This window comes from Marinobacterium sp. MBR-109, from assembly GCF_040547565.1.
Taxonomy (GTDB): domain Bacteria; phylum Pseudomonadota; class Gammaproteobacteria; order Pseudomonadales; family Balneatricaceae; genus Marinobacterium.
In genome coordinates, this window is record NZ_JBEPPZ010000016.1 from 65,697 (window position 1) to 77,653 (window position 11,957).

8 protein-coding genes are annotated in these 11,957 nt (G+C 59.4%); 3 read left to right on the plus strand and 5 right to left on the minus strand.

The window, feature by feature from the left end:
• Positions 1-19: 19 nt before the first annotated feature.
• A complete protein-coding gene (locus ABIE60_RS16070) occupies positions 20-1,936 on the plus strand; it encodes a beta-ketoacyl synthase (protein WP_354470511.1) in 1,917 nt (638 codons plus the stop codon).
• A 26-nt stretch (positions 1,937-1,962) separates the two neighbouring features.
• Entirely contained in the window at positions 1,963-2,361 is a 399-nt protein-coding gene (locus tag ABIE60_RS16075) for a hypothetical protein (RefSeq protein WP_354470512.1), read from the plus strand.
• On the opposite strand, the gene ABIE60_RS16080 is transcribed toward ABIE60_RS16075, so the two are convergent.
• From ABIE60_RS16080 to ABIE60_RS16100, 5 genes are all read right to left on the minus strand, one after another.
• Positions 2,355-3,125, minus strand: coding sequence for a TatD family hydrolase (locus ABIE60_RS16080; protein WP_354470513.1), 771 nt, complete (start codon positions 3,123-3,125; stop codon positions 2,355-2,357). The two genes, ABIE60_RS16075 and ABIE60_RS16080, sit on opposite strands and share 7 nt — an antisense overlap.
• Complete coding sequence (locus ABIE60_RS16085) at positions 3,126-4,703, minus strand: peptide chain release factor 3 (RefSeq protein WP_354470514.1); 1,578 nt, start codon at positions 4,701-4,703, stop codon at positions 3,126-3,128.
• Positions 4,704-4,815: 112 nt separating this feature from the next.
• Positions 4,816-5,712 carry a GTP cyclohydrolase FolE2 gene (gene folE2 / locus ABIE60_RS16090; protein ID WP_354470515.1) on the minus strand — a complete coding sequence of 299 codons (897 nt, stop codon included), beginning with the start codon at positions 5,710-5,712 and terminating at the stop codon, positions 4,816-4,818.
• A gap of 123 nt (positions 5,713-5,835) precedes the next feature.
• Positions 5,836-8,916, minus strand: a complete 3,081-nt coding sequence (locus tag ABIE60_RS16095) for an efflux RND transporter permease subunit (protein WP_354470516.1) — start codon at positions 8,914-8,916, stop codon at positions 5,836-5,838.
• Positions 8,916-9,989, minus strand: coding sequence for an efflux RND transporter periplasmic adaptor subunit (locus tag ABIE60_RS16100; RefSeq protein ID WP_354470517.1), 1,074 nt, complete (start codon positions 9,987-9,989; stop codon positions 8,916-8,918). The genes ABIE60_RS16095 and ABIE60_RS16100 overlap by 1 nt, the downstream gene beginning before the upstream one ends.
• Before the next feature lie 151 nt (positions 9,990-10,140).
• Between ABIE60_RS16100 and ABIE60_RS16105 the strand changes: the two genes are divergently transcribed.
• Positions 10,141-11,772, plus strand: a complete 1,632-nt coding sequence (locus tag ABIE60_RS16105) for a methyl-accepting chemotaxis protein (RefSeq protein WP_354470518.1) — start codon at positions 10,141-10,143, stop codon at positions 11,770-11,772.
• Positions 11,773-11,957 lie beyond the last annotated feature (185 nt).

Consider the following 11,957-nt stretch of genomic DNA (forward strand, 5'->3'; position numbering starts at 1 on the left):
CCACTCCGAGGAGTATCTTTTGTCTCAGCTGCCTGTCATTGTCGGTTTTGGTGGTATCAGCCCCGCTGGTCGCTCTTCCTTTCACCAGGGCTATCGTCGCCTGATACTGGATCAGCTGGACGCCTCCAGTCGACAGGACTCCTTGATCGATCTGGCCACCCTGACTGGACTTGCGCAGTATGACGCCGGCAGCTACCGGCTGCAGGGCGATGCCAGTGAGCGCTTCACGGCCGCCGAGCTGACCTGCCGCATTGAACAACAGGTCCGTGACAACACGCTGATTCGCCGTATCCACCCCGACTGGTTCGATGTGAATGCCGTCATGTTCAACCGCCCGGCCAGTATCAAGGGCAGCGATCAGGGGTTGAGCTTCCGTTTGCGCAGCCGCCAGCTGCCGCAACAGATTCCAACAAACTGGCAGATTGAAGAGATTGGCGGCGGTCAGGTTGAAGTACGGATCGACGGCAGCTGCGAACTGATTTTCCCGGATTCCAAACCGGCTCTGGTGCAAAGTGCCGGCATGCTGCCGACCGGGTTCGAGCCCGGTAAACTGTACCAGTCGCGCAACCACCCCCGCGGGCTGCAGATGGCGGTTTTTGCCGCTTCCGACGCATTGCGCTCCATGGGGATCGAGTATCAGACCATTCTGGACCTGCTGTCCCCGGATCAGATTGCGGTCTTCGCCAGCAACTCAATCGGCCAGCTGGATGATCTCGGCTTTGGCGGCCTGACCAAGTTCCCGGCGTTGGGCAAACGCACCACGTCCAAGCAGATGCCGCTGGGTTACGCCCAGATGCCGGCTGACTTCATCAATGCCTACCTGCTCGGCAACGTCGGTACAACCGGCGGCGCACTGGGTGCCTGTGCCACCTTTCTGTACAACCTGAAAAGCGGCGTCGAGGCGATACGTACCGGCCGCAGCAAGCTGGTACTGGTCGGTGGCAGTGATGCACCGGTTACCCCAGAGATCATTGAAGGTTTTCGCGCCATGGGCGCGTTGGCCGAAGACAAGCAGCTGATGGCGCTGGACGATCTGGCCGAGATGGCCGAAGAACACTACCGCAGGGCCTGTCGCCCATTTGGCAACAACTGCGGCTTTACCATGGGCGAGTCCAGCCAGTTCCTGGTGCTGATGAGCGATGACCTTGCACTGGAGCTGGGCGCTGACATCCACGGTGCGGTGGCCGATGTCTTTGTCCATGCCGACGGACACAAGAAGTCAATTTCGGCACCGGGCATCGGCAACTACATGACCCTTGGCAAGGCGGCATCACTGATCGGTACACTGCTGGGAGAGGAGTCGCTCAAGCAGCGCAGTTTTGTGCAGGCACACGGTACCAGTACACCACAGAACCGCGTAACCGAGTCTCATGTCATCAACGAGACCGCCAAGGCATTCGATATCTCTGACTGGACCGTCAGTGCGGTAAAAGCCTATCTTGGACACTCACAGGGCACTGCAGGGGGTGATCAGCTGTTTGCCTCACTGGGCGTTTGGAAACACGGCATCGTGCCGGGTCTGACCACCACAGCCGAGATTGCAGAAGATGTGCACAGCTCCAACCTGCACTTCCCGCTGACCCATCATGAAACCGGCGCCACCGGGATGGATTCGGTGCTGATCAACGCCAAGGGGTTTGGCGGCAACAACGCCAGCGCTGCGATCATGGCCCCCCATGTCGTCGAGCAGCTGCTGACAAGGCGTCATGGCGAAGCCGCCATGAATGCCTGGCGCAAGCGGCGCGAACAGGTGCGTGAGCAGGCCGAGGGCTATAATCAATCTGCTATCATGGGTCAGGCGAGACCCATCTATCTGTACGATCACAACGTACTGACGGGGGAAGACCTGCAGATCAGTGCCGATGAAATCCGCCTGCCCGGTTATACCAACCCGATCTCGCTGCAGGTCGAAAACCCGTACAAAGATCTGTGCTGAAACGACCATAACAAGGAGGAATCGGGATGAAACAACTGTTGTTACCGGCTACCGCAGCCCTGCTGCTCGGTGGCTGCGTCAACCTGTCAGGGGCACTGAAGGAAGATCCGACCGCTGATCAGTTCTATGTCATGGATACCCGCTACTTTCAGTTCTGCAAGGGCGAGACCCGACGCTGTCAGGAACTGACCTCCATCGTATCGGTGCGTTACAAACTGGGACCGATTGAAGAGGCCTATGGTGAGCGCATCAAGGGCCCTAACTACCCCGCCAGCCTGGCAAAGCTGATCCTCACCCCGCCGGATGGCAGCTACGGCAGCGAAGCGATCGATGCAGACAAGCGCTATTATCGTGTTCCGGTGAACAGCAAGACCGACACCGTCTGGAAAACTCTGGATGACGCCTACGGCAGCATCTATCAGTAAGACAGCTGCAGCAGACTGACCGCCGTGGCATGAGTCACGGCCTTGACCTCCTCCACGGAAATCCCGCGCAGCTCCGCGATCAGGCGGGCAACTTCAGCCACCCTTGAGGGTTCGTTGCGTTCGCCCTGATGCCCGCTGAGCGGCATGTCCGGCGCATCCGTTTCCAGCACCAGCCACTCCAGTGGCAACTCAGCCACCAACCGATGCAGTTTGTGCGCCCGTTCATGGGTCATCGCACCGCCAAACCCCAGCTTGAAGCCCAGCTTTGCATATTCCCGCGCCTGCTGCTCGCTGCCGGAGAACGCATGCACGATACCCGCCCGGGGCAGGTTATGACGACGCAACAGTTTCAGTACCTGGTCGTGTGCCTTCACTGCATGCAGCAGCACCGGAAGGTCGTGGGCCTTTGCCAGTTTCAGTTGCGCCTCCAGCAGCTGCTCCTGCTGTGCCGCTTCTGCCTGGCCGGGGCGAAAGTCCAGGCCGATCTCGCCCACCGCCACCACGGCTCCTGCCGCCAACGAAAGCATCGCATCCAGCCGTTCCAGATCGTGTTCAATGTCATGACTGAAACAGGGATGTAATCCCAGAGCCGGATACAGGCTCGGGTCTGAAGCACACAGATCCAGCACCCGCTCAAAGTTATCCACCGTGATCGATGGCACCACAATCTGCGCAACACCGGCAACACGCGCACGCTCAATCACCGCCGCTCGGTCAGGATCAAAATCAGTAAAGTCGAGATGGCAGATGGTGTCGATCAGCAATCAGTGCTCCCGAGTCGCGCGGAACTGGATCTCCGGCCAACGCTCTTCGGTCAGTGACAGATTCACCCGAGTTGGCGCCAGATAGGTCAGCAGGCCGGAGCCATCCACGGCCAGATTGTCGTAGCCCTTGCGACGGAAATCTTCCAGCATCTTGTTATCACTGCATTCCACCCAGCGTGCGGTCTGCACACTGATCGGCTCGTACATGCACTCAACCTTGTATTCGTCTTTCAGACGGAACACCACCACCTCGAACTGCAGTTGCCCTACCGCACCCAGCACCAGGTCATTGTTCTTGAGCGGCTGGAACAGCTGTACCGCACCCTCTTCCGACAGCTGCTGCAGACCTTTCTGCAGCTGCTTCATTTTCAGCGGGTCGGTCGGGCGTACGCGGCGGAACATCTCCGGTGCGAAGTGCGGAATCCCGGTGAACTTGAGGTTTTCCCCCGCCGTGAAGGTATCGCCGATCTGAATGGTACCGTGGTTGTGCAGGCCGATAATGTCTCCGGACCAGGCTTCTTCCACGTTTTCACGGTCACCGGCAATAAAGGTAACCGCATCGGCGATGCGGATATCCTTGCCGATGCGGACATGCTTCATCTTCATACCCCGGGTATAAGAGCCAGAGCAGATGCGCATGAAAGCGATACGATCGCGGTGCTTCGGATCCATGTTGGCCTGGATCTTGAAAACAAAACCGCTGAACGCCTCCTCACTGGCCGCCACTTCACGGCTTTCTGTCGGACGCGCCGGCGGAGCGGGTGCCCACTCGACAAAATCATCCAGCATCTCTTTCACGCCGAAATTGCCCAATGCCGTACCGAAAAACACCGGCGTCATTCTGCCTTCCAGATAGGCCTGTTGATCCCACTCATGGCAGGCGCCCTTGACCAGTTCGAGCTCTTCAACCAGCTCGTCATAGTCATCTTCCAGCAGCGTGCGGGCTTCATCCGAATCGAGCCCCTGTATGCGCTTGTCTTCAGGCAGCTTGTGGCCCTGACCCGGAGTAAACAGGTGAATGGTATCGGTGTAGAGGTTATACACACCCTTGAACCACTTGCCAGATCCGATCGGCCAGTTGATCGGCGCCGCCTGAATCTTCAGCACTTCCTCAATCTCGTCCAGCAACTCGATCGGGTCGCGGATGTCACGGTCCATCTTGTTGACGAAGGAGAAGATCGGCGTATCACGCAGGCGGCACACATCCATCAGCTTGATGGTGCGCTCCTCAACGCCCTTGGCACCGTCCACCACCATCAGTGCCGAATCCACAGCAGTCAGGGTGCGGTAGGTATCTTCTGAAAAGTCTTCGTGCCCCGGTGTATCCAGCAGGTTGACGGTACGGCCGTTGTACGGAAACTGCATCACCGACGAGGTGATGGAGATACCGCGCTCCTGCTCCATGCTCATCCAGTCCGAGGTGGCATGCCGGTCGCTGCCACGACCCTTGACGGTACCCGCCACCTGAATCAGCTGTCCAAGCAGCAGCAGCTTTTCGGTGATGGTGGTCTTACCGGCATCCGGGTGCGAAATAATGGCAAAGGTACGGCGTTTGGAAACTTCCTGAGCGATGGACATGAATTCGGGTCTTCTGTTCTGGACAGGGACAGGGCGTTGCGCCCCGTGTGTGCGGTTGATCGTCAATGGCAGGTATTTTCGCTGATCACACCGGGTTAAACAATGTCCGTTTTCACTCGGCCCAGGCAACGGCATCATGTGGATGCAGACTCTCAAGGTGTTTTACCCGAGTACGCGGGCCATGGAAACGGTGCTGCAGGGCATCCTGTATACGCCGGGCCGCATCCTCGACAAACATCAGGTTGGCACCATTAAGCGCCGCAAACGCCTGCTCATCCGCTCGCTTCACTGCGGTTTGCACCGGTGTCGCCACGGCGGCTTCGATGGTATCAATCAGTGCAAGCAGTGCCAGCGAAGCGTCGGTCGCCCTCAGGCCGACGCTGACACGGGCTTCACTGCGCTGGCTGTGCGGCGTTGCCAGTGTGGCATGGCGGCGCAGCCAGCTGGCCATCTCCGTACGGCAAATGGACTGATCCAGGGAAAAGTCGTCGAGAAAGCGGCGTTCCACCAGCTGTCGCGCCAGTGCTGCCGAGCAGGGGCAGGTCGAGGAATACTCCACAACCACTTCGGCACGCAGGCTGAAACGGCCCTCAACCAATTGAGCATCCAGCCTGACGGGGTATGACTTCCAGCCCGCCAGCGCCTCCGATACCAGTGCTGACCGGCGCACCAGCAGGTCAAACGAAAGACCGATACGCGCACTGCTGCTGTTGCAGTCCCGGTGGCTGTCGATCATCGCCAGCAGCACCTGCTGTATGCGCTCAGGTATCAGCACATCCTCAGCCAGACCGTCCAGCAGCCGATAGAGGCGTGACATGTGGATTCCCTTGATATGTGCAGCCGGCAGATCCACCTGAGCATCGGCACGCGCATGCAGACTCCGCTGGCACCCCGGCTCTGCCAGTGTGACGGGCAGATCGATGCCCTGCATCCCAACCCACTGCAAAGGCGTCAGAAATGGAGCGTCGTCTGTCAAGGACACATCGGGCAGTACAGCGTTCATAGGCATGCTACTCTCATAAAAACTGCGGGTATTCAGCCGACCCACGGGGCTTCCCACAGGCGGTCATCCAATTTTTGTTATGATATAACATATATTAAGGATTTGAACACCGCGACGCTTGGCAGCGCATCAACTCCGACCGAATCTGTGCTCGAAACGGGCAAACATCCGCTCCCCCAGCACCAGCATGCAAGGGGTGAGCAATAGAGTCAACAGGGTAGCAAAGGTCAACCCACCTGCAATGGCACTGGAGAGTTGCGTCCACCACTGGGTCGAGGGCGCGCCAAAACCCAGGCTGGGTTCCAGCAGGTTGACGTTAACGCCGATCACCATCGGCATCAATCCCAGCACTGTGGTAATCGCGGTAAGAAGTACCGGACGCATGCGCAGACAACCGGTTTCCAATGCTGCATCGAACGGCGACATGCCCTCACTGCGCAACTGGTTGTAAGTGTCGATCAGGACGATATTGTTGTTCACCACAATACCGGCCAGCGCAATGATGCCCATACCCACCATGACAATGCCAAATGACTGGCCATTGACCAGCAGCCCGATCAGAACACCCGCCGTCGAAAATACGATGGCCGACAGCACCAGCAGGGTCTGGTAAAAGCTGTTGAACTGGATCACAAGAATCAACATCATCAACAGGATTGCAGTGATGAAGGCACTGATCAGGAAGCTGGCTGCCTGCTGCTGATCTTCACCTTCCCCACCAACGCTGAGGCTCACACTTTCAGGCAAACGGCCGTCACTGGTATCCAGCAGCGCCTGCAACCGCTCGGCCACCTGGAAGCCAGGCGCCACGTCAGCCTGCAGCGTGATGGTGCGCTGACCGTCCACCCGGCGCAGGGTGCCGGTCTTCTGGGACGGCTGCAGCGTCACGAAATGACTCAGCGGCACCTGTCCACCACTGCCCGCCAGTGTCATGCGCTGCAATTGATCCAGGCTGCGCCAGGATTCGGGCAGACGCACGCGAATATCCACCTCATCCAGCGCGTCTTCCGGCCGCCAGGTGGCCAGCAGCAAGCCGTTGCTGACCATTTGCACGGCATTACCGACTGAGAGCACATCCGCACCGAAGCGGGCGGCCTCTTCCCTGTCCACCTGCAGCTGCCATTCGATTCCCGGCAGGGCGCGGTCATCCTCTATATCCACCAGACCGCCCAGTTTAACCATGGCACTGCGCACCCGGCTTACCGCCTGATCCAGTGCTGCACTGTCCTGTGAGCTGAGTTTCAACACCACCGGCTTGCCGGCACTGGGACCCTGCTCCTGTTTGCGAAACTCCAGCCTGAGCCCTGGCAGGTCGTTGGTACGCTGACGCATATCCTCCAGAATGGCCGCAGCAGGTCGTCTTTGATGCCAGTCGATCAACTGGAACTGCAGTATTCCGATGACATCTTCAGCCATCTGTCCGTCTGCCATGGCAAAACTGCGCGCGTACAGCACCTCGACTTCAGACATGCCAAGCAAACGCTGTTCCACCCCCTTGACCAGCGTATCCCGCTCGTACACGGACAGATCGCCACGGGCATGGATCAGGACCTGTGCGGACTCCGGCTCAACATCGGGGAAAAACTCAACGCCATGGTTAAAGCGACCATAGAAAGCGTAAATCAGCAGCATCGCCAGCAGCATCGCCAGTAGTGTTTGTCCAGGCCTGGCCAGCAGGAATGACAGCGTGCGGCGATAGCCACGGCCCAGTCTGCTGCTGTGGCTTTTCTGCGGCGGCAGACGCCCGCCTCCGCTGGCCTGCCCCATGACCGGCAGAAACACCAGCGCCATCGCCAGTGATGCCAGCAGGCAGAGGATCACGGTGGCCGGCAGGTATTTCATGAATTCGCCGACAATACCGGGCCAGAACAGCAGCGGCATAAATACCATAATGGTGGTGGCAACGGAGGCGATCACCGGCCAGGCCATGCGACTGGCAGCACCGGCCCAGGCCTCAGCCGGGGTCATCCCCTGCTGGCGGTTACGATCAGCCAGCTCAGACACCACGATGGCGCCGTCCACCAGCATTCCGGCCACCAGTATCAGCGAGAACAGCACAATGATGTTCAGCGTGAACCCCAGCATGTAAATCAGCAAAATACCGGTCAGAAAGGCGCCGGGGATGGTCAGCCCCACCAGCAGCGACGAACGCAGCCCAAGCGCCGCCAGCATTACGATCAGCACCAGCACCACCGCCGTCAGCACGTTGTTGAGCAGATCGGTGAGCAGTTCCTGCACTTCTTCCGACTGGTCCATCACGTAGTGCACCTGCACCCCCTCCGGCAACAGCGGACGCGCCTGCTCGATCAGTGCCTTAACCTGATCAATGGTGTCGATGATGTTGGAGCCGGCCCGTTTGGACACCTCCAGCACCACCCCGGGCTGACCATTGATACGCGCAAAACCGCTGGGGTCCTTGAAGGTTCGGCGCAGCATCGCCACATCGGAGAAGGTGACCACCCGGTCGCCATCCACCTTCACCGGCATGTTGAGTATGTCATCGAGATCTTCGATTACACCGGGCACTTTCAGCGGCAACCGACCGGAACCGGTATCGAGACTGCCTGCAGCTACCAGCCGATTGTTATTGCTGACCAACTGATAGAGGGCAGCATAGTCAACGTTGTAGCTGTCCAGCACCTGGGGATCGACTATGATCTCCAGCAGGTCTTCACGATCCCCCCCGATATCCACCTCAAGCACATCGGCAATACCTTCAATCTCCTGCTTGAGCCGGCGGGCCGTTCCCACCAGTTCGGCCTCGCTCACCGGGCCGAAGAGGGCGATCGACAGCACCGGGAACAGGGCGATATTGATCTCGTTAACGCTGGGCTCGTCGGCTTCGGCCGGCAGTTCGGTGCGGGCGGTGTCGACCTTCTCTCGCACATCCGCCAGTGCGGTTTTGGGGTCAAAACCGGCATCAAATTCGAGCATCACCGAAGCGTGCCCTTCCGCGGCGATGGAGGTCATCTCCTTCACCCCTTCGAGCGAGCGCAACTCCTGCTCCATCGGCCGTACCAGCAGCCGCTCTGCATCCTCGGGACTGATCCCTTCCAGTCGCATGGAAACATAAATATAGGGAATGGTGACATCCGGGTTGGCTTCCTTGGGAATGGTCACCCATGAGGCAAACCCGCCCGCCAGCAGGATCAGCAACAGCAGCAGCGTTGCCCGGCTGCGATTCATCGCGGCGCGAATCAGTGCCTCCATCAACGCGACTCCGGCGCTTGATGTACCCTGACCCGCTGACCCGGCGAAACAAAGCCGCCACCCAGCGTGATCAGCCGAATATCCTCCGGCAACCCGCTCACCCAGCTGCCCTCGGTGCCGGTACTGATCCGCTGCACCGGGGCGAACTGTACCCGGTCATCCGGTTCCAGGTACAACACACCCAGCTGACCGGCATCATCCAGCGTCAACAGGGCTGTGGAGATCCGGTGAGCATCCACGCTGCCGATCTCTATCCGGGCCGTGGCACTGGCGCCGGCGATTCTGAGACCTTCGGGGTTTTCCAGCCGTATTTCCACCGTGAAACTCCGGGTGGCGCTATCCGCCTCCCTGGAGATGTGACTGACCACACCACTGAGGGTACGCCGATCCAGCAAAACCAGTTCGGCCCGTTGCCCGAGCTCCAGCCCGGCCACCTGCTGTTGCGGTACCTGCGCTCGCACTCGCAGCACCGCCGTATCCAACAGCCGTCCCCAGACCTGACCGGCAACCAGATAGTCCCCCTGGTCCACGTCGAGCCGGTCGAGTACGCCGGCAAAAGGTGCCACTGGGCGTGTGTGCTTCAGTGCAAGCTCCGCACTGCGTACCGCCTGTTCGGCAACGGCCAGCTCACTTTGCAACCGCAGCAGGTCGGTTTGTGCATTCAGTCCCTGCCGGCGCAAACTCTGCCCCGCCTCCAGCTGGCTGCGGCTATAAGCCAGCTGGGCACGCGCCTGTAACAGGCGGCTGCGACGGTCATCTTCCGATAGCTGCAGCAGCCGGTCGCCCTGAGCAACCTGAGCACCTCGCTCTACCGGCAAGGCATCTACCGTGGCGCTGATCTGCGCACGCAGATCCACACTCTGCCAGGGCTCAACCTGCCCCTGCAGCACAACTTGCCGACGATAGGGTTGAGCCGTACTCAGTTCGACAGCGACAGCAACCTGTTCCGCCTCGGGTGTGACGGTCTCAGGGGCATGGTCACGGCTGCTGCGCAGCTCTCCACTGAACAGCCAGACCAGAAGCAACGCTGTCAGCAGCAGGGCAAGATAACCAAAACCGGGTTTGAATTTCATGGCCTGACAATACTCCGTTGTGGGCCTGAATCGGGGGAAAAAGCTGACTTCAGACTACCACTGCCATGGTGTCGGGTCATCCGGTTTCAACTTTAACCCTACCGTTTCTATTGCTACTCTTTGAGCAAACTTCTGCAAGGAAATTGCCCCCATGACCGCAAAAACCGGATTTCGTACCCGCATCGCGCTCCCCTTTGTTATTACGGCTGCAGCACTGGTCTTTGTCGGGCTGTTCAGTGTCAACACCAGCCGCAACCTGGTAGCCGACACCGATGACATTTCCGGCAACTATCTGCCCGCCATCAGTGAAGTGCTTAACGGTGACCGCGACCTGTATCAGGCACTGGTGGCACAGATGGCCGCTGTCAATGCCGGCTTCAATCAGGAAGATGCCAGCGCACTGACCGCTGATTTTGACGAGAACGCCCAGCAGGCCCATGACCGCTTCAATCAGGCTGTCGGGCGTCTTCGCGGCACGGGCGTCATGAATTCAGCCGAGGGGTTCGAGCAGGCCTTTCAGCAATGGGAGGGATCGGCTCGCCAAGTGATGCAACTGGCACAGAGCGGCAACCCTGAACGTGCACGAGCCTTGTCACAGCAGGTCACACAGCCGCTGTTCAACCAGCTGCGCGACTATTTCGACCGGGTAGGCTCCCATACCGAGCAGCTGGCGCAGGAGCGAGCCGCCGAGGCATCTTCGGAGGGGGTCAGCAGTTCGGTCACCACGTTGGTCATTACACTGCTGGCACTCCTGCTCAGTCTTGGCCTGTTCTTCATTTTCATGCGTCTGATTCTGCGCTCCATCACGGCCCTGCGTGAACAGTTGGACAACATCGCCAAGGGTGAAGGTGACCTGACCCAACGCATCCCGGTCGAAAGCGACGATGATCTGGGCAAACTGGGCAACAGCTTCAATCAGGTGCTGAGCAATCTGCAGCAGATGATTGGCAGCATCCAGAGCCTTAGCCGCGAGCTGGGACAGGAGTCAGGTCGCCTGGCATCGGCTGCTAAGGATAACGATGCAGGTGTCAGCCGCCAGACTGATGCAATCTCCATGGTGGCAACGGCCATCAATGAGATGCAAAGCGCCATTGAAGAGGTGGCAGGCAACGCCTCACGCGCCGCCGACCTTACCCGTGAAGCGGATCAAACCGGTCAGCGCAGCGCCGACATCATTCACCAGTCTTCAGCTCAGGTGCGCCGCCTGGCCGAACAGACCGAAAAAGCGGTGACCTCAATCCGAGCGCTTGCTGACAATTCCAACGAGATCAGCAGCGTGCTGGATGTGATCCGTGATGTGGCTGAGCAGACCAATCTGCTGGCGCTCAACGCGGCCATCGAGGCCGCCCGCGCCGGCGAACAAGGCCGCGGCTTTGCCGTGGTAGCCGACGAGGTGCGTACCCTCGCTCGCCGTACGCAGGAGTCCACCGAGAACATACAGAACATGATCAGCCGGTTGCAGAATGGTGTCTCTGATGTGGTCGCCGTAATGGAAACCGGCAGCAAGGAAGCCAGCGCCACCGAGTCCCTCTCCAGCAGCGCAGAGGCCGAGCTGCAGACGATCCTGGAGGCGATCTCTCATATCACCGACGTCAACACCAGCGTCGCCTCCGCCACCGAGCAGCAGACCCAGGTCGTGGATGAGATCAACCGCAGCATCACCGAAATCAACGACCTGGCCACACAGGGTGCCGACCGCTCACGGGATATCGGCAACATCAGCCGCTCACTGGATGGGTATGCCCAGCAATTGCAGCAGCAGACCGGCCGCTTCAAGGTGTAATACTGCACCGCAACTGCGCAGGCCTGCACCAGTGAGCAGCACAGGGGCTGTGGGTGCTGGTGCAGTCTGTCTGTTTCATATGCCCCTGATTCTAGCAGTCTGTCGGGTTTTCGATAGCCCTGTGAGATAATCCCCCTATTATCGAGATCGAGCTATGACCGGAACGTCATCATGAGCCGCTTTAT

Bases quoted from the DNA above. Each gene is read 5' to 3' on its own strand.
- ABIE60_RS16075 (WP_354470512.1), top strand. From the start codon at position 1,963: ATGAAACAACTGTTGTTACCGGCTACCGCAGCCCTGCTGCTCGGTGGC.
- ABIE60_RS16095 (WP_354470516.1), bottom strand. From the start codon at position 8,916: ATGGAGGCACTGATTCGCGCCGCGATGAATCGCAGCCGGGCAACGCTG.
- ABIE60_RS16100 (WP_354470517.1), bottom strand. From the start codon at position 9,989: ATGAAATTCAAACCCGGTTTTGGTTATCTTGCCCTGCTGCTGACAGCG.
- ABIE60_RS16085 (WP_354470514.1), bottom strand. From the start codon at position 4,703: ATGTCCATCGCTCAGGAAGTTTCCAAACGCCGTACCTTTGCCATTATT.
- ABIE60_RS16105 (WP_354470518.1), top strand. From the start codon at position 10,141: ATGACCGCAAAAACCGGATTTCGTACCCGCATCGCGCTCCCCTTTGTT.
- folE2 (WP_354470515.1), bottom strand. From the start codon at position 5,712: ATGCCTATGAACGCTGTACTGCCCGATGTGTCCTTGACAGACGACGCT.